Annotated in this window: 23 protein-coding genes and 1 other annotated feature; of the genes, 19 read left to right on the forward strand and 4 right to left on the reverse strand. The window is 39.4% G+C overall.

Annotated elements, in window-relative coordinates; translation table 11 throughout:
* Positions 1-116: 116 nt before the first annotated feature.
* Together IGK72_RS00150 and IGK72_RS00155 are read right to left on the reverse strand one after the other, a co-directional pair.
* Positions 117-626, reverse strand: a complete 510-nt coding sequence (locus IGK72_RS00150; protein WP_002356044.1) for a ClbS/DfsB family four-helix bundle protein — start codon at positions 624-626, stop codon at positions 117-119.
* A 7-nt stretch (positions 627-633) separates the two neighbouring features.
* Positions 634-1,101 (reverse strand): VOC family protein, encoded by a 468-nt coding sequence (locus tag IGK72_RS00155; RefSeq protein ID WP_002370604.1) that lies wholly within the window; start codon positions 1,099-1,101, stop codon positions 634-636.
* A gap of 64 nt (positions 1,102-1,165) precedes the next feature.
* On the opposite strand from IGK72_RS00155, the gene IGK72_RS00160 reads away from it, so the two are divergent.
* A complete protein-coding gene (locus tag IGK72_RS00160) occupies positions 1,166-2,113 on the forward strand; it encodes a helix-turn-helix transcriptional regulator (protein WP_002389777.1) in 948 nt (315 codons plus the stop codon).
* Positions 2,114-2,204: 91 nt separating this feature from the next.
* On the opposite strand, the gene IGK72_RS00165 is transcribed toward IGK72_RS00160, so the two are convergent.
* Together IGK72_RS00165 and proB are read right to left on the reverse strand one after the other, a co-directional pair.
* Positions 2,205-3,458 (reverse strand): glutamate-5-semialdehyde dehydrogenase, encoded by a 1,254-nt coding sequence (locus IGK72_RS00165; RefSeq protein WP_016622167.1) that lies wholly within the window; start codon positions 3,456-3,458, stop codon positions 2,205-2,207.
* Entirely contained in the window at positions 3,445-4,260 is an 816-nt protein-coding gene (gene proB / locus IGK72_RS00170) for a glutamate 5-kinase (protein ID WP_002389550.1), read from the reverse strand. The genes IGK72_RS00165 and proB overlap by 14 nt, the downstream gene beginning before the upstream one ends.
* A 319-nt stretch (positions 4,261-4,579) precedes the next feature.
* Between proB and IGK72_RS00175 the strand changes: the two genes are divergently transcribed.
* From IGK72_RS00175 to glmU, 18 genes are all read left to right on the forward strand, one after another.
* Positions 4,580-5,065 carry a dUTP diphosphatase gene (locus tag IGK72_RS00175; protein WP_002361472.1) on the forward strand — a complete coding sequence of 162 codons (486 nt, stop codon included), beginning with the start codon at positions 4,580-4,582 and terminating at the stop codon, positions 5,063-5,065.
* 78 nt (positions 5,066-5,143) lie between these two features.
* Entirely contained in the window at positions 5,144-6,514 is a 1,371-nt protein-coding gene (gene radA, locus IGK72_RS00180; RefSeq protein ID WP_002356050.1) for a DNA repair protein RadA, read from the forward strand.
* A 103-nt stretch (positions 6,515-6,617) separates the two neighbouring features.
* Complete coding sequence (locus tag IGK72_RS00185; RefSeq protein WP_002368622.1) at positions 6,618-7,763, forward strand: PIN/TRAM domain-containing protein; 1,146 nt, start codon at positions 6,618-6,620, stop codon at positions 7,761-7,763.
* 18 nt (positions 7,764-7,781) lie between these two features.
* Positions 7,782-8,255: a 2-C-methyl-D-erythritol 2,4-cyclodiphosphate synthase gene (ispF, locus tag IGK72_RS00190; protein WP_002359233.1), complete on the forward strand. Its 474-nt coding sequence runs from the start codon at positions 7,782-7,784 to the stop codon at positions 8,253-8,255.
* A 52-nt stretch (positions 8,256-8,307) separates the two neighbouring features.
* A complete protein-coding gene (gene gltX, locus IGK72_RS00195; RefSeq protein ID WP_002381335.1) occupies positions 8,308-9,765 on the forward strand; it encodes a glutamate--tRNA ligase in 1,458 nt (485 codons plus the stop codon).
* Positions 9,764-9,970 (forward strand) — a binding site (T-box leader). (Overlaps the previous gene by 2 nt.)
* Before the next feature lie 64 nt (positions 9,971-10,034).
* Positions 10,035-10,574, forward strand: a complete 540-nt coding sequence (gene epsC, locus IGK72_RS00200; protein ID WP_002356054.1) for a serine O-acetyltransferase EpsC — start codon at positions 10,035-10,037, stop codon at positions 10,572-10,574.
* Entirely contained in the window at positions 10,567-11,979 is a 1,413-nt protein-coding gene (gene cysS / locus IGK72_RS00205; protein WP_002359235.1) for a cysteine--tRNA ligase, read from the forward strand. The genes epsC and cysS overlap by 8 nt, the downstream gene beginning before the upstream one ends.
* Positions 11,976-12,374: a Mini-ribonuclease 3 gene (locus tag IGK72_RS00210; RefSeq protein ID WP_002356056.1), complete on the forward strand. Its 399-nt coding sequence runs from the start codon at positions 11,976-11,978 to the stop codon at positions 12,372-12,374. The genes cysS and IGK72_RS00210 overlap by 4 nt, the downstream gene beginning before the upstream one ends.
* A complete protein-coding gene (gene rlmB, locus IGK72_RS00215) occupies positions 12,364-13,221 on the forward strand; it encodes a 23S rRNA (guanosine(2251)-2'-O)-methyltransferase RlmB (protein WP_002378685.1) in 858 nt (285 codons plus the stop codon). Before IGK72_RS00210 ends, rlmB begins: the two co-directional genes overlap by 11 nt.
* Before the next feature lie 14 nt (positions 13,222-13,235).
* Positions 13,236-13,766 carry an NYN domain-containing protein gene (locus tag IGK72_RS00220; RefSeq protein ID WP_002356058.1) on the forward strand — a complete coding sequence of 177 codons (531 nt, stop codon included), beginning with the start codon at positions 13,236-13,238 and terminating at the stop codon, positions 13,764-13,766.
* 85 nt (positions 13,767-13,851) lie between these two features.
* Positions 13,852-14,418: a sigma-70 family RNA polymerase sigma factor gene (locus tag IGK72_RS00225; protein WP_002356059.1), complete on the forward strand. Its 567-nt coding sequence runs from the start codon at positions 13,852-13,854 to the stop codon at positions 14,416-14,418.
* Between the two features lie 57 nt (positions 14,419-14,475).
* Positions 14,476-14,778 carry a Veg family protein gene (locus tag IGK72_RS00230; RefSeq protein WP_002383497.1) on the forward strand — a complete coding sequence of 101 codons (303 nt, stop codon included), beginning with the start codon at positions 14,476-14,478 and terminating at the stop codon, positions 14,776-14,778.
* 180 nt (positions 14,779-14,958) lie between these two features.
* Positions 14,959-15,810 (forward strand): 4-(cytidine 5'-diphospho)-2-C-methyl-D-erythritol kinase, encoded by an 852-nt coding sequence (ispE, locus tag IGK72_RS00235; protein ID WP_002356061.1) that lies wholly within the window; start codon positions 14,959-14,961, stop codon positions 15,808-15,810.
* 166 nt (positions 15,811-15,976) lie between these two features.
* The gene (locus tag IGK72_RS00240) at positions 15,977-16,930 is read left to right on the forward strand and encodes a metal ABC transporter substrate-binding protein (RefSeq protein WP_023895205.1); all 954 of its coding nucleotides are present in this window, start codon (positions 15,977-15,979) and stop codon (positions 16,928-16,930) included.
* Positions 16,931-16,955: 25 nt separating this feature from the next.
* Entirely contained in the window at positions 16,956-17,648 is a 693-nt protein-coding gene (locus IGK72_RS00245) for a metal ABC transporter ATP-binding protein (protein WP_010710960.1), read from the forward strand.
* Positions 17,649-17,810: 162 nt separating this feature from the next.
* Complete coding sequence (locus tag IGK72_RS00250) at positions 17,811-18,650, forward strand: metal ABC transporter permease (protein ID WP_002383493.1); 840 nt, start codon at positions 17,811-17,813, stop codon at positions 18,648-18,650.
* 143 nt (positions 18,651-18,793) lie between these two features.
* Positions 18,794-19,615 (forward strand): pur operon repressor, encoded by an 822-nt coding sequence (gene purR, locus IGK72_RS00255; protein WP_002381336.1) that lies wholly within the window; start codon positions 18,794-18,796, stop codon positions 19,613-19,615.
* A gap of 201 nt (positions 19,616-19,816) precedes the next feature.
* Positions 19,817-21,202 carry a bifunctional UDP-N-acetylglucosamine diphosphorylase/glucosamine-1-phosphate N-acetyltransferase GlmU gene (gene glmU, locus IGK72_RS00260; protein WP_016627290.1) on the forward strand — a complete coding sequence of 462 codons (1,386 nt, stop codon included), beginning with the start codon at positions 19,817-19,819 and terminating at the stop codon, positions 21,200-21,202.
* Positions 21,203-21,426 lie beyond the last annotated feature (224 nt).

Raw genomic sequence — 21,426 nt, forward strand, 5'->3', positions numbered from 1 at the left:
AAATAAGCATTGTGGAAAAGTTTTTTGGAAAAAATAAGAAATTTCATCCACAAAGTTTTCTGTGGAGAATTTAAAAATGCTTGTCAAGCTTTTTTTGAAAAAATGTGGATAACTTTTTAAAGACACGCTTTTTTCCATTTGCGAATTTGCGTTCGGAAACTAGTAAAAGGGGCAACGCTATTAATGTGAATCCATTTCCAAAGAGGCCATTGTGCTTTGGTGGTCGCCCAAGCCCGTTGTTGAGGTAAAAATAATTCGTCTTCGGAAAGCGAGTCAATCCAATGAAGTAATTTTTCTAAGGTGTCTTGCAACGCAATCAGCTGACTTTCTAAACTCATTTGTCCATAGGTTTGATAAAATGATTGATAGAGAGCACCCAGTTGATTCCATTTATAACCTTCAGCTGGCGTTTGAACGGTCAGACCACGTTGTTCTTGTTCTTCCCAAGAAAGCAGCAAGTTGAGCCAGCCTAATTGATAGGCTAAGTTCTCTGAAGGTGTTTTAGCTACTGTTTCAATTCGGTGATCTTTAAGTGTTTCAGGAATTTCTGCAAATTCAGCTAAATATTTTTGTGAAGCTATTTGAATGGCCTCAATCAAGGCTTCTTTTGATTCATAGGTTCGCATTCTTCGGCTAACTTCCTTTCTTGGTAGGATCTGCTTGTTTTTCTTGAGTAATTTGAGTGACTAAACCAAAAGGATCTTTCACAATCGCATAAAATGTTGCAAATTCATTTTCAATTGGTTCTTGGATAATACAGGATTCGGGATGGCACGTGAGTTTTTCAAAAATTGTTTTGGCAGAGTGACGGCTGTCGACGGTTAAGCTGAGGGTCAATTGTTCTGTGGGCGTGGTATTCATTCCTGCAAACAAAGGATTATCAGCTAGTTGTAATTGAAAAGTGTCCATTTGTAAAATCGAGTGAGAAAGCCAGTGTTCTTCGCCAGCGGGAATGGTCAAAGAAGGATTTAAACGCTCTTTAAATTCTTGATTAGTAATTTTAAAAAGAATATCACCAGCAAAGGCTTCTTGGTAAAACGTCAAGGCTTCCGTTGCTCGTCCGTTTAAGACCATAAAAAGGGCAAATTGTGTGTTTTTCATTGTTTGAACCTCCTAAGATTGATAAGATAAGCATAACAATAAAAGGTGTCAAAAAGTGACACCGATGGAGGGGAAAATGAAAAAATCAGAACGTTTAAATCAGGAACTTTTTTTCTTGAGAACCCATCCTCAGTTTAATTTAAATCAGTTAATGAAAACTTTTGGGATTTCTAAAAGCACAGCTTTGCGGGATATTGAAGCTTTGGAAAATTTAGGCGTGCCGCTATATGTGGAGAATGGTCGTTATGGTGGCTATCGAGTTTTAAACAAACCGTTGTTGCCGCCGATTTATTTTAACGAAAATGAAGTGTTAGCGATCTTTTTTTCGTTACAATTACTGAAATTAGTCGCAGAGTCACCGTTTGGTCATTCCTATCAGCAAATTAAGCAAAAATTATTGCATTCTTTAGATGAACCAACCCAATTTAAAATCAGTCAAATGAGTAAGGTCGTCTATTACGAAGGAATTGAACAAGTAGAAGCACCAGGCAATTTAGAGCAGCTGTTTCATTGTATTTTGGCGCAACAAGTAATTCAGTTTAACTATACCAGATATGAAGCAACAACGAAAAAAATCTTACCAACCCGGTTAACTATTTTAGAAGGGTATTGGTATTGTTCAGGCTATGATGTGACTAAAAAGGCTTGGCGTACTTACCGCTGTGATTTTATGGAGGCTATTCAGCAGTTAAACCAAACACTGGATTTTACGACTGAAGAACTGAAAGAATCGTATCGCCATCAACAAACGACGGCACGTACGATTCCATTTAAAGCAATCATTACAGAAAAAGGCAAAGAATTTTTTTATAAACATCGCTTTGACAATATTCAGTTGGAAGAAACGCCCACGCAGTGTTTTTTAGTTGGACAGATTCATCCAACAGAAACACAATTTTTAGCCAACTATTTTATGGGCTTTGGTGAAGAAGTGACAATTTTAGAGCCAGTCCAAGTGAAACAAGCATATGTAGAAAGTATAATGAGGATTCAAAAAAAATATCAAGAATAGATTGTGGGACTGTGAACAATCCTATGTGTAAAAATGCACATTGGAGAGGAGAAAGAAAAACCCTTGATTTAAAAATCAAGGGTTTTTCTTTCTAAGAACGTGCTTGCCCATTTCCATAAATAACGTATTTTGTCGAAGTAAGCTCTGCTAAGCCCATAGGTCCACGGGCATGTAATTTTTGCGTACTAATACCGATTTCGGCGCCAAATCCAAATTCAAAACCGTCCGTGAAACGAGTTGAAGCATTCGCATAAACAGCGGCTGCATCCACTTGTTGTAAAAATTGTTGTGTGGCAAAGTAATTATCACTAATAATACTTTCAGAATGTTTTGTATTGTAGCGATTAATATGCTGGATGGCTTCGTCTAAAGAATCAACGACTTTCACTGCTAAGATAAAGTCGAGAAATTCCGTTTCCCAATCTTGTTCAGTCGCTGGAATGGCTTCTTCAAAAATTGCTAACGCACGTTCATCTGCCCGAAGTTCCACGTGAAACTCCTTCAAGGCTTTTTCAATTGTTGGTAAAAAGGCTTCAGCCACTTCTTGATGAATTAATAACGTTTCGGCGGCGTTACAGACAGAAGGACGTTGACATTTAGCATTGACAATAATTTCAGTTGCCATTGTTAACTGGGCGTCTTTGTCCACGTAAATATGACAATTGCCTGTTCCTGTTTCAATAACAGGAACAGTGGCTGTTGTCAAAACAGTTTTGATTAAGTTGGCGCCGCCACGCGGAATGAGGACATCCAAGTAGTCATTTAAGCGCATAAGTTGTTGGGCTGTTTCTCTAGAAGTATCATCAACAAATTGAATGAGATGGGGAGAAACGGCTTCTTGGATTAGCGCTTCTTGTAAAATTGTCACCAATATCTGATTGGAGTGAAACGCTTCTTTTCCGCCTCGAAGAATAACAGCATTTCCTGATTTGAAACAAAGGCTAGCGGCATCTGTTGTCACGTTTGGCCGCGATTCATAAATGATTCCAATAACACCTAAAGGCACGCGTTGTTGCCCAATTAACAGCCCCGCTTCATTGCGCCACATTTTATCTACTTCCCCAATTGGATCGGGTAAAGTAGCGACTTGGCGTATGCCCTCAGCCATCGCTGTGATCCGTTCTTCTGTTAAACGTAAGCGGTCTTGCATTGTTTCAGAAATTCCGTGGGTAGCGGCTTGCTCTAAATCTAATGCGTTTGCTTGTAAAATGCGGGGTGCATGGGCTTCAATGGCTGCGGCCATTTTGTTTAACAAAGTATTTTTTTGACGAGTATCCATCAAGCCTAGCGTATAAGAGGCTTCTTTAGCTTGTTGCCCTAGTTGCTTTAAATCAGTCACTTTCATGCCCTCCTTTAATAAATAACGTACCGATATCTTTTCCTTCTAAAATTTCAAAGATGATTTTTGGCTGCTTTCCGTTTGCTAAAATCATCGCCTGTTGATTAGCTAACACACGTTCAGCAGCTTTTAATTTACTAGACATCCCACCAGTGCCAAAGCGGCTCCCCTTACCACCGGCTAATTGGAACAAGTCTTCATTAATTTCATTGATTTCAGAAAATAACGTGGCTTCTTTGTTGACAGTAGGGTTGTCTGAAAAGAAACCATCAATATCTGATAACATAACTAACAAGTCAGCTTGAACAATTTGGCAGACAATGGCAGACAATTGATCGTTATCCCCGAACTTGGTTAAGTGATCCAATTCTTCAATTGCGACAGTATCATTTTCATTGACGATAGGAATAATATTCATTTTTAACAGTTGTTCAAAAGTATTGGTAACATTATTGCGACTTTCAGGATATTCAATAACATCACGTGTTAATAAAACTTGTGCCATTTGTTGGCTATAGGTTGAAAACCGCTGATTATAAATGTTCATTAATTCTGCTTGGCCGACTGCAGCGACTGCCTGTTGTTCGGGAATTGTCGTTGGACGCACAGATAGATTTAATTTATTCAGTCCGACACCAATTGCGCCAGAAGAAACTAAAATAATTTCTTTGCCTTGGTTGCTTAAATCACTCAAAGTAAATGCTAATTGATCAATTGCTTTTAAGTTAATATTGCCATTGGGATAAATCAGAGAACTGGTTCCGACTTTGATCACAATTCGTTTGGCCTGTTGGAGTTTGTTTCTCATAAGTGCCTCGTTTCTTTTTACAGTAAAATTTGACACTCATTATAACAAAATCAGCGGCTACTAGAAAGTGCTAAATAATGAATAGTAAAGAAAGTTTAATGAAAGTGTGAACTTTTTGAGGGAATCTTGGGACTTTTTGGGATTTGGTCTGTTTATTTTAAGAGAAGATGATAGACTAAAAGAAGGAAAATAAACAAAAATTCTCCTCTTTTTTGCGTAGTCTAGATTAACTGGGCTTTTAGAAATGAGAAACTTACTAAAAACAACCAGAGTATCAGAGATTATGGTAAAATAGGAGTAGTTTAGACAGTAGGGGAGAATGAATATGAAACAACGTGGTTTTGAGATTATTTCTAAGTATCAAGAAGAGGGCTTGAGTGTCCCACAACGAGCAACAAAAGGTGCCGCGGGGTATGATTTTCAAGCAGCCGAAACGGTCGTTGTACCAAGTCTTTGGAAGTTACAACAAGCTGGAGAAAATCCCAAACCAATTTTAGTTAAAACAGGAATTAAGGCGTATATGCCTGATTCTGAATATTTAGAATTGGTAAGTCGTTCTTCGAACCCGCTAAAACGATTCCTACTTTTAGCGAATGGTGTCGGAGTCATTGACAGTGATTATTATAATAACGAGAATAACGAAGGACATATCATGTTCCAATTTTTAAACTTTGGATATGAAGATGTTGTCATTGAAAAAGGTGAACGAATTGGCCAAGGGATTTTTAAGCCGTTTTTATTAGCGGATGATGACCAAGTCGAGGCAGAAAGAACGGGCGGTTTTGGTTCGTCTGGACAAAAATAAAGCCCATTTTTTCAGTAGGCAACGTTATTCAAACCATTTAATAAATGTTAAAATAAACAACAGATAAGGAGATTCTACATGGCAAAAAAAGCAAAAGTTCAATTTGAATGTCAAAGCTGTGGGTATGTGTCTCCAAAATATCTCGGCCGCTGTCCTAATTGTGGACAATGGAATTCGATGGTGGAAGAGGTTATTCAAGATACTTCTGATCGTCGTGCTAGAGTAAGTTTGACTGGTAAAAAGACACAACCACAACGGCTATCTGAAGTCGTACCTAAAAAAGAGCCGCGTGTAAAAACTGAATTAGTGGAGCTGAATCGGGTTTTAGGTGGTGGCGTTGTTCCAGGTTCGTTAGTTTTAATCGGTGGCGATCCCGGAATAGGTAAGTCAACATTGCTCTTACAAGTATCGCAACAATTAGCAGCCACAGGTGGCACGGTTTTATATGTTTCTGGTGAAGAAAGTGCTGAGCAAATTAAATTACGAGCGGAGCGTCTAGGCACCGTCAACGAGACATTTTACTTATACGCAGAAACAGATATGCACGAAATATCACGAGCCATTGAAAAATTAGAACCAGACTATGTCATTATTGACTCGATTCAAACAATGACGCAGCCAGATGTTACCAGCGTTGCTGGTAGTGTCAGTCAAGTCCGAGAAACAACTGCTGAATTATTGAAACTGGCAAAAACGAATGGGATTGCCATTTTTATTGTCGGACACGTAACGAAGGAAGGGTCTATCGCAGGGCCACGGATGTTGGAACATATGGTAGATACGGTTCTTTATTTTGAAGGAGATAAGCATCACACCTTTAGAATTTTACGGGCTGTCAAAAATCGGTTTGGCTCAACGAATGAGATTGGTATTTTTGAAATGCAGACACATGGATTGGTTGAAGTTATGAATCCTTCTCAGGTCTTTTTAGAAGAACGTTTAGAAGGAGCCACCGGATCTTCAATTGTGGTAGCAATGGAAGGTTCACGCCCTATTTTGGTGGAAATCCAAGCGTTAGTTACCCCAACGATGTTTGGCAATGCCAAGCGAACGACCACCGGGTTGGACTTTAATCGCGTTTCTTTAATCATGGCGGTTTTAGAAAAACGGGCAGGCCTTTTGTTACAAAACCAGGATGCGTATCTAAAAGCGGCTGGTGGAGTCAAAATTAATGAACCAGCTATTGATTTAGCGTTAGCAATCAGTATTGCTTCTAGCTATAAAGAAAAAGGAACCTCATCTTCGGAATGTTTCATTGGTGAGATTGGTTTAACTGGTGAAATTCGCCGCGTGAATAGTATTGAACAACGAGTGCGTGAAGCGCAAAAACTAGGCTTTACAAAAGTCTATGTCCCTAAAAATAACCTTGGTGGCTGGGAAGCGCCTGAAGGGATTGAAATTATTGGCGTTTCAACAATTGGTGAAACGTTAAGAAAAGTTTTTAAATAATGAAAAAAGTAGAAATAATCCGTTTAGGTTGTTAGTGGCGTATGATTTTTGTACGCCCTACAACACTAGACGTCTTTATTAAATAAACGAGGAGGATGGCTATATGCAAAAACGAATCATCACGTTGCTGATGATCATTGCTGGTGCAAGTTTAGGAATTTCTCTTTTCCCAATGGCTTGGGAAATGGCTAAGCAAGGCAATAACAGTTGGTTAAACAATAACTTTACGAACGGATTAATCGGTGCAATTATTTTCTTTATTTTATCTTTAGGGTTAGCAAAGTATATTGTTTCCGCTGTCAAAAAAATCGAAGCAGCTTTAAATGAAATGAGTTTAACCTATTTATTATTTGGAAGTATTGGTGCCATCATTGGTTTAACAATTGGCGTCATTATCTCCATTCCAATGTACAACTTACAAATTCCTGTCGTGAATAGTTTACTGCCAATTCTAGTTATGATTATTCTGGGTTACTTAGGTTTCCGAATGGGAACAACACGGATTGAGGAGTGGAAAAAAGTTTTTACACCTCGCCAAAAGAAAGCAAATACGGAAGACACCGAAGGACAAATGTTGGAACGTAAAGTGGAAGACAACTTCCATAAATACAAAATTTTAGACACCAGTGTCATCATTGATGGCAGAATCTACGATATCGCTAAAACAGGCTTTTTAGAAGGTGTTTTGCTCATCCCTAACTTTGTTTTATATGAATTACAATACATTGCTGATTCTGGAGACAGTTTAAAACGGGTGAGAGGTCGTCGTGGCTTAGATATTTTAAATGCTTTACAAAAAGAAGAAGGTATCTCCGTTGAGATGTATGACGGAGATTTCGAGGATATTTCTGAAGTAGACAGTAAATTAATCAAATTAGCAAAATTATTAGATGGCGTGGTTGTGACCAATGACTACAACTTAAATAAAGTCTCTGAATTTCAAAATGTGCCTGTTTTAAACATTAATGCTTTAGCTAATGCTGTGAAACCAGTGGTGATTCCAGGTGAAACGATGAATGTGATGGTTGTAAAAGCCGGAACAGAGCGTCAACAAGGGGTCGCTTACTTAGATGATGGCACAATGGTTGTGGTAGAAGATGGCCAGCATTACATGAATGAGCAAATCGAAGTGGTCGTCACAAGTGCTTTACAAACCGCAGCTGGGCGTATGATTTTTGCCAAACCGGCACACGCGGGTCGCGGGATTAATGATCGCAAGGATAACCATCCTAAAAACGATAAAAATTAAGCAAAGTGAGGACTTAGTATGATTCGAATCGGTCAAGGTTTTGATGTTCATCAATTAGTTCCGCAACGACCTTTAATTATTGGTGGGGTTACTCTTCCTTATGAAAAAGGTCTGTTAGGTCACTCAGATGCCGATGTTTTAACACATGCAATTATTGATGCAATCCTTGGTGCCGCTGGTCTGGGTGATATTGGGCAACTGTTTCCCGAAACCGATCCGCAGTTCAAAAATGCGAATTCTGTAAACTTATTAACAAAAGTAAATGAAAAAGTTGGGCGGTCGGGCTTTACTATTGGCAATATTGATTGTACAATTTTAGCGGAAGAGCCAAAGATGAGCCCATACTTGGCAGAGATGAAAAAGAATCTAGCCGCGAGTTGCCACTTAGCGGTCACACAAGTGAACATTAAGGCAACGACCATGGAAACGATGGGCTTTGTTGGTAAAAAAGAAGGAATCGGCGCAATTGCCGTTGCTTTATTGGAAAAATAACTGAAAACGACGTTAAACCGTCTGTTTTTAAAAAATGGAAAGAGGAATGAACATGACGAAAGTTCGTGTGCGTTACGCACCAAGTCCAACTGGACACTTGCACATTGGGAATGCAAGAACAGCATTATTTAACTACTTATTTGCCCGCCACAATGACGGAGAATTTATCATTCGTATCGAGGATACCGACCAAAAACGGAACATCGAAGACGGCGAGAAAAGTCAGTTGGAAAACTTAGCATGGTTAGGGATGGAATGGGATGAATCACCTGCTCATCCGGGAGAATATGGTCCATATCGTCAATCAGAACGTAAAGAAATTTACCAACCATTGATTGATCAATTATTAAGCAGCAATCGTGCGTATAAGTGTTATTGTACGCCAGAAGAATTAGAAGCAGAACGTGAAGCACAACAAGCTCGTGGGGAAATGCCTCACTACGCAGGCACTTGTGCGAATTTAACACCTTCTGAACAAGCAGCCAAAGAAGCGGCTGGTCTAGAACCAGTGATTCGTTTCCGTGTGCCACGTAATACAGAATACAAATTTGATGACATCGTGAAAGGTGAAATTACTTTTGAGTCAGATAACATTGGTGGCGATTTTGTCATCCAAAAACGCGATGGGATGCCAACGTATAACTTTGCCGTTGCAGTAGATGATCACTTAATGAAAATTTCTCACGTTTTACGTGGCGATGATCACATTGCGAACACACCAAAACAATTAATGATTTACGAAGCGTTTGAATGGACACCACCTGTCTTTGGCCATATGACCTTAATCATTAATTCAGAAACTGGCAAAAAATTGAGCAAACGTGATGAAACAATTTTACAATTTATTGAACAATACCGTGAATTAGGTTACTTACCAGAAGCCATGTTCAACTTTATTGCTTTACTAGGATGGTCTCCTGTTGGCGAAGAAGAAATCTTCTCACAAGAAGACTTGATTAAATTGTTTGATGAACAACGCTTAAGCAAGTCACCAGCGGCCTTTGATGCGAAAAAATTAGAATGGATTAACAATCAATACATGAAACAAATGGACTTAGGTGAACTAACAGATATGTGTATTCCTTATTTAGTCGCTGACGGTCGTGTTGAAGAAAATCCATCTCCTGAAAAAATCGAATGGTTAAAACAATTAGTTAGCTTGTATCAACCACAAATGAGTTATGCAGCTGAAATTGTGGAACTATCAAACTTGTTCTTTAATGAACATCCAGTTTTAGATGATGCTGCGAAAGAATTCTTGCAAGGAGAAACAGTGCCAACTGTGTTACATGCGTTTAAAGAACAATTAGAAGCCTTGGACGTTTTCGATGTCCCAAGTATTAAAGCAGCGATTAAAGCCGTCCAAAAAGAAACCGGCGTTAAAGGCAAAAACTTGTTTATGCCAATTCGAATTGCTGTTTCTGGACAAATGCATGGCCCTGAATTAGGCGAAACCATCGAATTATTAGGCAAAGAAAAAGCATTAGATCATTTAAATAAAGTGTTATAAAAACACAAAGAATAGAAGAAGTAGACAATCAGATGGATTTCAGAGACGCTGTGGGTGGTGAGAACAGCGAGCATCTTTTGTCGAAATGCATCTATGAGTGGCTTTGGTGAAAAAAGTAACCGAAGACGTCGGCAGGCGTTAACTGTATCGAGGCAAGAGCTAGTTCTTGTGAAGAAAAGTGGAACCACGCATGGGCGTCTTTTAAGCAACGTTTTTTTGTTGCTTAAAAGACGTTTTTTATTTTTGTATAATAGAAAGGAGTTCACCATATGAGTTGGTTGAAACGTAGCGTCGCAGCTGTTAAAAGAAACGATCCTGCAGCGCGGACCACACTAGAAGTTCTTTTAACGTATCCTGGCTTGCACGCCCTGTTTTGGCATCGCTTGTCTCATTTCTTATATAGGCATCAGTTGTTTTTGTTGGCGAAGATTCATGCACAATTTTGGCGTTTCATAACGGGCGTAGAAATTCATCCCGGAGCCACAATTGGAGCGGGGGTTTTTATCGATCACGGCATGGGCATTGTGATTGGGGAAACCGCGGAAATAGAAGAAGATGTTGTTTTGTTTCACGGAGTGACGTTAGGTGGGACCGGTCGTGATACGGGTAAACGCCATCCAACAGTGAAAAAAGGAGCGATGATTTCGGCACGAGCTCAAATTTTAGGGCCAGTGGTGATTGGTGAACGTTCAAAAATTGGTGCGGGTGCTGTTGTTATTTCAGACATCCCAGCAGATGCCACAGCTGTGGGTGTTCCTGCGAAAGTCGTTCGTCTAAATGGAAGAAAGGTGGAAAAAGGGCATGATTAAAATTTATAATACATTGACCAGAGAAAAAGAAGTATTTACGCCAATTGAGGCGCATAAAGTTCGGATGTATGTCTGCGGACCAACCGTGTATAACTATATCCATATCGGTAATGCGCGCAGTGCGATCGCCTTTGATACGATTCGTCGTTATTTTGAATATCGTGGGTATGAAGTGAATTATGTCTCGAACTTTACAGATGTCGATGATAAAATTATCAAGGCAGCTAAAGAATTGAAAATTACTGCGCCGGAAGTGGCGGAGCGTTTTATCAAAGCCTTTGAAGAAGACACGCAAGCATTGAATGTCCAACCAGCAACGTTACATCCTCGGGTGATGGACCACATGCCTGATATCTTAGCTTTCATCGAAGTTTTAATTGAAAAAGGTTTTGCTTATGAGGTCGCAGGTGATGTGTATTATCGCACCCGTAAATTTCCTAATTATGGTAAATTAAGCCATCAATCGATTGATGAATTAGAAGTGGGGGCAAGTCAACGAACTGGCGTTGAACAACAATTAAAAGAAGACCCATTGGATTTTGCTCTTTGGAAAAGTGCCAAAGAAGATGAAATTTCTTGGGATTCTCCTTGGGGGAAAGGACGTCCCGGCTGGCATATTGAATGCTCTGTCATGGCGACAAAACACTTGGGAGAGACGATTGATATTCACGGTGGTGGACAAGATTTAGAATTTCCACATCATGAGAATGAAATTGCACAGAGCGAAGCCAAAACAGGCCATACCTTTGCCAATTACTGGATGCATAACGGCTATGTCACAATTGGTGAAGACGATGAAAAAATGAGCAAATCCCTAGGTAACTTCATTACTGTTCATGAAATGATTCAAAAAGTGGATCCGCAAATTTTACGTTTCTTTATGTCCACCACCCAGTACCGTCGCCCGATTCGTTATAGCGAAAGCACTCTAAAAGAGGCAGCAGCCAATTATCAAAAATTGAAAAATGCGTTTGAAAATTTACGTTTTAGACAAGCAGATGCGGTCGCAAGTTTGCCAGAGGATGAACACTATTTGGCTCAATTAAACGAATTAGAACAACGTTTTATTACGGAAATGGACGATGATTTCAATGCAGCTAACGGGATTACGGTCGTTTATGAATTAGCGAAGATGATGAATCAGTACAGTGAACAAGCGACAGTTTCGGAACCAGTTCTAGTGGCGATGGATAAGCTTTTCAGTGGCTGGTTAGCTATTTTTGGTTTATTCTTTAAAAACGAAGAATTAGTGGACGCACAAGTCGATGCGTTAATTGAAGAACGGAACCAAGCACGGAAAGACCGTGATTTTGCCCGAAGTGATGAAATCCGCGATTTATTAAAAGAACAAGGCATTGTTTTAGAAGATACTCCGCAAGGAACGAGATGGAGAAGAAGTGAATGAGAGATTACAAACAATTAAACGGTTTAGCTTTGGCCTATGTTGGCGATGCGATTTATGAAATTTACATTCGTGATTATTTAGTTTCCTTGGGACAAACGAAACCGAATGTTTTGCATCGCATGGCGACACATTACGTGTCAGCAAAAGCCCAAGCAAGCTTAATGCAAGCGATGTTAGCGGGAGAAATGCTAACGGAGGAAGAAGAAGTGATGTACAAACGCGGTCGGAATGCTAAAAGTCACACCTTTGCCAAAAATGCTGATGTGACGACCTATCGGGTAGCGACCGGTTTCGAATCCTTGATGGGTTATTTACATTTGACACAACAAAAAGAACGTTTAGAAGAATTAATTAACTGGTGTATCAAGAAAGTAGGTGAAACCAATGAAAAATGAAAAATCTCGTCCTTTTAAAAAAGGTAAGAAACGTCCAGAACGTTCAGATAAGCGTTCAAAAGAACGGAACCCACGACCAGCGACAGCAGGTGCTGATGGAACCTCAGAAGAGCTAGCAGATAACTTTGTCTTTGGTTTCCATGCCACTGTTGAGGCGTTGCAGCAAGGACGCGGGAATAAATTGTTTTTACAAGAAGATGCTCGTGGCGAGAAAATTGAGCAATTAAAACAAGCAGCGAAAGAACAGGCTGTTCCAGTTAAATGGGTGCCTAAAGCAAAATTAGATACGATGAGTGATCACGGCGTGCATCAAGGCATGGTTTTAGCAATCACGGCGTATCAATATTTAACTTTAGAAGAATTATTGGAACAAACAAAAGAAAAGACAGCAACACCATTTTTCCTAATTTTAGACAGTCTAGAGGACCCACATAACTTTGGCTCAATTTTGCGAACAGCTGATGCGACAGGCGTGGACGGTATTATCATTCCGAAACATCGTGCAGTGGGAATTACACCAACCGTAACCAAAGCGTCAACAGGGGCCGTGGAACATATTCCAGTGGCTCGTGTAACGAATCTAGCGCAAAGTATTGCAACGCTAAAAGAGAATCAATTTTGGATTTTTGGTACAGATATGTCTGGGACGGATTATCGTCGCTGGAATACACAAGGCGCAATTGCCTTAATCATCGGAAATGAAGGTCGTGGCATGAGTCAAGGTCTTCATAAAGAAGTGGATGAATTATTAACGATTCCAATGACTGGACACGTTCAAAGCTTAAACGCTGGTGTGGCTGCAGGCTTGCTAATGTATGAAGTCTATCGTGGCCGCAACCCATTATAGAAGAAGGCGAATGTATGAAAAAACAATTGTTAATCGTTGATGGCTATAATATGATTGGTGCTTGGCCAGAATTGGTCCAGTTGAAAAAGCAAGAGCGTTTAGAGGATGCGCGTGAACTGCTTCTTAGTCGTCTGTCCAATTACGCCAAATATGAAGGGTTGGAAATCATTGTGGTCTTTGATGCCCAATTAGTCCCAGGTATTCAGCAAACGTACAAAAAGTACCTTTTGACCGTGGTTTTCACCAAAGAAGATGAAACAGCAGATAGTTATATTGAACGTCTAGCTGGTGAAAAAAATGATCGTTTAACGCAAGTAACAGTCGCAACGAGTGATTTGGCTGAACAATGGGTGGTCTTTTCACAAGGTGCATTGCGGACTTCGGCCAATGAACTTTACAAAGCTGTCCAGAAAACAGAAAAGACGATTGCCATTCATGCAACGGATATCCATTTCCAGCAATTTCGTCGAAATTCTCCATGGAACGTGGAGCAGTTATCAAAACTTTCTGAGAAGCTAGAAGAATTGTCTCAAAAAAAAGATTAAACAAATGTTCGCTTAAGTCATAAATTTCTAACATGCTATGCTCTCCTAAATCATTCGATACGTTTATCGAAAAGGAGGGCTTTTTATGTTAGAACAGATTCAACAAGCATTAGCAGGAGACCAAGAACAATTTCAAGCCTTATATGGGCAATATCAGCCAGTGATTTATAAGTGCATGAAAAAATACTATTTAAAAGATTATGATACTGAAGACTGGCTTCAAGAAGGACGAATTGTCTTCTTTCGGACGTTAGAACGATTTGATTCAGAAAAACAAGCATCATTAGGAAAGTTTTTTAAACGAAATTTTGAAAATCACGTACATAGCTTAATTCGCCATCAATGCGCCTATAAGCGGCGAACAGATACCTTGTCTATTTCTCTGGAACAACGATTAGAAAGCGCTGGTGAAGAGTTAGTGGACTATTTAGGGACAGCGGCTACCGACCCATTAGGTCAATTAATGATTCAAGAAAAATTGGCAGCTTTTCCGACACGTCTTTCCTCGTTGGAACAACAAATTTTAAACGCATACTTAAAAGGCTACACGTTAGAAGAAATCGCTAAAGTGCGTGGGGGAACTTTTTCAGCTGTCCGAAGTGCCTATGATCGTGCCAAAGCAAAAATGAAATATACATTAGAAAATGAATAAAAATTCGACAAAACAGCCGGTTTGTCGAGCAAAAGTAGTTGCAAACAGACTTCTAGTATGATAAACTTGAAATTTTTTAAAAAAAGTGATATAATGTTTCTCGAGGTGAATGCAATGCCAACAACGTTATCGTCAATTAAGAAAGATTTGGAAGGCCGTATCGGCAGTGAAATTATGTTAGTTGCTCAGACTGGAAGAAAGCGCCAAACAGAACGTAAAGGAATCTTAACGGAGACTTATCCATCTGTTTTTGTTGTTGACTTGGATCCAGACGAGAACTCATTTGAACGTGTATCTTATAGCTATTCAGATGTTTTAACACGCACCGTTGAAATCGAATTCATCGGTCAAGCCGTATAATTTAGAAAGTCCGCTTAGGAGTGAAGGAAGAGCCCTTCGTTCCTAAGCTCTTTTTAATTTCAGCCATCTGTCGTCAGAGAAAGAGCAATCTTCGGTGTACTTCTTCATGGACATATGATAGAATCTAAAAGATTAAAATGTTGGTAGACAAAAGATTAAGGAAGGTGAATCAGGGAACCGATGGAAATAATCGAACGAGCTCCTGCGAAAATTAATCTTGGGTTAGATGTTCTGCATAAACGTGTGGATGGCTATCATGAAGTTGAATCTATTTTTGCAAGTGTAGATTTAGCCGATCATTTAACTTTTGAAAATCTAGAAGAAGACATCATTCGTATTGAAACGGACAGCTCTTTTTTACCCGTGGATCGACGGAATCATGTCTATCAAGCAGTTGACTTATTAAAGCGTACCTATAATATTCATAAAGGAATTAAAATATATATTGAAAAACGTATCCCCGTGGCAGCTGGTTTAGCAGGGGGGAGCAGTGACTGTGCCGCAGCATTACGAGGCTTAAACAAGCTGTGGAATCTGGGGTTGACGATGGACGAACTCTGTGAAATTGGTAGCCAAATTGGTATGGATGTTCCTTATTGTTTAAGGGGCGGAACAGCCTTTGCAAACGGACGTGGGGAGAAAATTGAAGCATTACCGACCATGCCTCAATGTTGGATTGTGTTAGTTAAACCAAGAATTAGTGTATCCACTAGTACCGTTTTTAATGATTTAGCGGTAGATGAATTGCACCATCCAGATATTGCTGGACTAAGAATAGCTATTGAAAATGGTGATTATACTGGGATGACCCAAACGGTCGGCAATGCGTTGGAAAGTGTCACGATTGCCAGACATCCGATCGTGCAACAAATCAAGGATCGCATGCTGAAGTACGGCGCTGATGCAGCGTTGATGAGCGGCAGTGGACCGACAGTCTTTGCTTTATGTGAAAAGAAAACACGAGCACAACGGATTTATAATGGACTTAAAGGCTTTTGTGAAGAAGTTTATTTGGTTCGGACATTGAAATAAATAAAAACAACAGAGCGTGGAGCAAAAACCCAAAGTGATTTTTGTCCCACGCTCTGTTGTTTTTTTAAATTTATTCCTTGACGTCCCGTGATCCATTTGGTACATTATTCCTGGCAAATCGTAAATATTACGGTTTATAACAGGTAAATCGAAAAGAGGACAGAACATGACGAAAATCTACCGCCGTTTGATAATCGGCGTTACTTTAGCAATCAGTGCTTTTCTTTTAGCTAGCTGTGGGCAAACCACACAATCGCCAAAAGAGAAGAAAGAGCTCACGGTAATGACTACTTTTTATCCGATGTACGACTTCGCAAAACAAGTCGTTGGTGATGAGGGAGAGGTTGAGCTGTTGATTCCAGCTGGAACGGAACCACACGATTATGAACCAAGCGCAAAAGACTTAGCGAAAATTACTGATGCGGATGTCTTTGTTTATAATAGTAAAGAGCTAGAAACTTGGGTTCCGAATGTTATTGAAAACTTGGACACGAAAAAAGTTTCAATCGTGGAAGCCAGTCAATCCATTCAATTGATGCAAGGAACAGAAGAGGAAGAATCTGGCGAAGAAGGTCATGAAGGCCATAACCATTCCCACGAACTGGATCCGCATGTCTGGTTAGATCCCGTGTTAGCGCAAAAAGAAGTAACAGCGATTCGGGATGCGCTTATCAAAAAATATCCTGAGAAAAAAGCCGTATTTGAAAAAAATACCGCTGCTTATTTGGAAAAATTGACTGCGCTAGATAAGGAATACCAAGCTGCATTTGCAGACGCTAAAAATCGGACCTTTGTGACGCAACATGCTGCATTTGGCTATTTGGCAAAACAATATGACTTGACCCAAGAACCGATTGCTGGGATTTCTCCAGACCAAGAACCTTCGCCAAGTCGTTTAGCCGAATTAAAAAAATATATTAAAACAAACAATGTTTCTGTGATCTATTTTGAAGCATCGGCTTCTACAAAAGTAGCCAAAACATTGGCAGATGAGACAGGCGTCGAATTAGCCGTATTGAATCCTTTAGAGAGTTTAACTCAAAAAGAACAAGAAGCAGGCGAGAACTACGTGTCTGTCATGAAAGAAAACCTCGCTGCTTTACAAAAAAGCATTCATTAATCTGGCAACAGAAAGGAGCCAACTTATGCATTATATTGAAGTCGAAAATTTAACCTTCTATTATGATGATGAACCTGTTTTAGAAGATGTTTCTTATTATGTTGATCCAGGGGAATTCGTTATTTTAACAGGAGAAAATGGCGCTGCCAAGTCAACGCTGATCAAAAGTACCTTAGGGTTATTAAAACCAACAAGTGGCAAAATTACGGTCGCTAAAAAAAATAGTGCTGGTGAAAAAATCAGCATTGGCTACATTCCACAACAAGTCGCTTCTTTCAATGTGGGCTTTCCTAGCACCGTCATTGAATTAGTACGTTCAGGTCGTTTTCCCAGAAATCGTTGGTTCAAACCGTTGACGAAAAAAGATCATCTTCATGTGGAAAAAGCTTTGAAATCAGTGGACATGTGGGAAATGCGCCACAAACGAATTGGCGAGCTTTCTGGCGGGCAAAAGCAACGAATTAGTTTAGCACGAGTGTTTGCGACTGATCCAGATTTGTTTATTTTAGATGAGCCAACAACAGGTATGGATGAACAATCGCGAAACGAATTTTATCAATTGTTGCAACACAGTGCGCATGAACATGGAAAAGCTATTTTGATGATTACGCATGATCATGAAGATATCAAAACCTATGTGGATCGTCAAATTCGTCTTGTCCGCAAAGAAGATTCGAAATGGCGTTGCTTCCATATGAGTGAAGAATCGTATACGTAAATTTTCCAATAAAACGTTATCTGGCTCGATAATAACGAAAGCCTAGGAACGGCTTAAAGAAATGTGGGAAAAATTTAAAAAATAAGCAGGAATTAAAAAATTTAATTCGCTTAAACGTCGCTACAATGGTAGTGTTCATTTTAGCGGTAAGGAGTGAATCGTATGGCAGAAATGCTTTCTTATGCATTTATGCAAAAGGCCTTTTTAGCAGCACTGTTTATCTCAGTGATTGCCCCAATGCTCGGCGTCTTTCTAGTTATTCGCCGACAATCTTTAATGGCAGATACCCTTTCACATGTGTCATTAGCCGGTGTGGCTCTAGGCTTCTTTTTTAATTGGAATCCTAATTTAATGACCTTAATTGTCGTGATTGTGGCTGCAATCATTCTAGAATATTTACGAATGATTTATAGCACCTATTCAGAAATTTCGATTGCTATTTTAATGTCAGGCGGTTTGGCTTTGGCGTTAGTTTTGATGAATTTAACAGGAGGCAATTCAGCTGCTAGTATTCAATCGTATTTATTTGGTTCCATCGTCACGATTACGTGGGATCAAGTGGTTATGTTGGCAATTTTATTCGTAGTTTTAGTTCTATTGTTTATGTTATTTAAACGTCCAATGTATGTTTTAACATTTGATGAAGATACTGCTCATGTTGATGGGCTACCTATTCATTGGATGTCGATGCTTTTTAATGTAATTACTGGTGTGGCGATTGCTGTGATGATTCCGATCGCGGGAGCCTTGTTAATTTCAGCAATTATGGTCTTACCAGCTGCAATAGGTATGCGAATTGGTAAAGGCTTTAACACGGTGATTATTATCAGTGTGTTTATGGGCTTGATTGGCATGCTAACAGGGTTGACTAGCTCGTATTATTTGGAAACACCACCGAGTGCAAGTATTACCCTAATTTTTATTGGTTTATTCTTATTAGTCAATATTTATCGCCGAGTGGTTGTCATGGTCCAACGAAAACAAAAAATGCAAAGAAACTAAGGAGAAAAACGAAAGTTTTTCTCCTTTATTTCTTTTTTTTAAAAGAAATGGCGAACTATTTTCAGTTATTTGAAAAAAATCCTCGAATTTTTCGGTTAAACCCCTTATAATAAGGAACGATAGAATGAAAAGGAGTGACGAATTTGAAAATTCGGAGAAGTGAACGATTAATCGATATGACCCAATATCTTTTAGATCATCCCCATACATTGGTTTCTTTGACATATTTTGCTGACCGATACCAATCTGCCAAGTCTTCCATTAGTGAAGATTTAGCAATTGTTAAAAAAACATTTAAAGAACGTGGAACAGGTATTTTAGAAACGATTCCAGGCGCTGCAGGCGGTGTCCGCTTTATCCCTGAAATTCCTTATGAGGAAGCGGAGCAGTTGATTATGGATTTGTGTGATCGTTTGTCAGAACAAGATCGCTTATTACCTGGGGGTTATGTTTATCTTTCAGATTTACTTGGGGAACCGAATTTATTAAGACAAGTGGGCCGGATTATTGCTTCTAAATATTTAGGCAAACAAATTGATGCGGTAATGACCGTTGCGACTAAAGGAGTGCCAATTGCGCAAGCTGTGTCTTATTACTTAAATGTTCCGTTTGTGATTGTTCGTCGCGATTCTAAGATTACTGAAGGTTCAACGGTGAGCGTGAACTATGTATCAGGGTCTTCAGAACGTATCGAAAAAATGGAACTTTCAAAACGCAGCTTAAAACGCGGATCAAAAGTTTTAGTCGTGGATGACTTCATGAAAGGCGGCGGCACCGTCAATGGTATGAAGAGTATGATTGAAGAATTTGAAGCAGAACTTGTGGGCATTACCGTTTTTGCTGAGTCAAAATTCAATGGCCGTCGTGCAATCGATGACTATACTTCGCTATTGTACGTGGAAGATGTGGATACACAAACAAAAACGATTAGCGTAGTCCCAGGAAACTATTTCACAGAGAAATAATTTGAAAAAGAACCTGAAAATGGTCCATTCCATTTTCAGGTTCTTTTTTTCTGTTTTATTCCTTTAAAAAAAGATGAGAAAATAAATTGGTCTACCTTTTAAATGCCTTATTTTGTTGAAAAAGACAAAAGAGTAAGATAAACTAGAAAAGGTATAATGAGGACGATTTAGAAGAAAATCAAACAATTTAGTTAATTTGAGGTGGCAAACGTGGAAAATAGATACGCAATTATTTTAGCAGCTGGTAAAGGAACACGCATGAAATCTAAACTTTATAAAGTATTGCATCCAGTTGCTGGTAAACCAATGGTCGAACATATTTTAGATCAGGTAGAACAAACAGAACCAACAGAAATCGTGACGATCGTTGGACACGGGGCGGAAATGATTAAAAGCCATTTAGGCGAACGTAGTCAATATGCCTTACAAGCTGAACAATTGGGAACTGGGCATGCAGTCATGCAAGCACAAGAGTTATTAGGTGGTAAACAAGGAACGACATTAGTTATTACAGGGGATACGCCGTTATTAACTGCGGAAACCTTGAAAAATTTATTCGATTACCATCAAGGTAAGAATGCAAGTGCGACTATTTTAACAGCGCATGCGGAAGACCCAACAGGCTATGGTCGAATTATTCGTGATCATGTGGGCATTGTTGAACGAATCGTGGAACAAAAAGATGCCAGTGAAGAAGAAGCACGTGTTCAAGAAATTAATACAGGAACCTTCTGTTTTGATAATGAATCATTGTTTGAAGCGTTAGCGAAAACAGATACAAACAATACACAAGGGGAATACTATTTAACAGATATCATTGAAATTTTGAAAAAAGAAGGCAAAGCTGTCGCTGCTTACCAAATGGCAGACTTTGACGAAGCAATGGGTGTAAATGATCGTGTTGCTTTATCCACTGCTAATAAAATTATGCATCGTCGTTTAAATGAAATGCATATGCGAAATGGTGTTACATTTATTGATCCAGACACAACGTATATTGATGAAGGCGTGGTAATTGGTTCAGACACAGTCATTGAAGCGGGAGTCACTATCAAAGGAAAAACAGTGATTGGCGAAGATTGCTGGATTGGCGCACATTCAGAAATCGTTGATAGTCACATCGGCAATCAAGTGGTTGTTAAACAGTCTGTGATTGAAGAAAGTGTGGTTCGCGAGGGGGCCGATGTGGGTCCGTATGCACATTTACGTCCTAAAGCAGATGTGGGGGCAAACGTACACATTGGTAACTTCGTGGAAGTAAAAAATGCAACAATCGATGAAGGAACAAAAGTGGGCCATTTAACATACGTTGGTGATGCAACATTAGGCAAAGATATTAATGTCGGTTGCGGCGTTGTTTTTGTTAATTATGATGGCAAAAATAAACACCAAACAGTCGTGGGTGATCACGCGTTTATTGGCTCTGCAACGAACATTGTTGCGCCAGTCACGATTGGTGATCATGCGGTGACTGCTGCTGGTTCAACCATCACAGAAGATGTCCCTTCAGAAGATTTGGCGATTGCCCGGGCACGTCAAGTGAATAAAGAAGGCTATGCTAAAAAGTTACCTTACATGAAGGATTAACCTCAAATAAAAAAGAACGCTCTTTTGCTTAAGCAAAAGAGCGTTCTTTTTCCTCCTTAAAGACTAGACCAATTGCTGCTAATATTTGTTTAGAAGCATTCAAGGACTAGACCAATGCTGTTTATTCGGTATTTTTAGTTATTTTTTTCAAAAAAATAGTTTTTGTTCTGCTTTTCCAATATAAAAAGACTTTCTTTTTTATAAAGTTCGTGTTTTGGTCAAAA

Source organism: Enterococcus sp. DIV0183 (genome assembly GCF_050541505.1).
GTDB classification, from domain to species: Bacteria; Bacillota; Bacilli; order Lactobacillales; family Enterococcaceae; genus Enterococcus; species Enterococcus faecalis.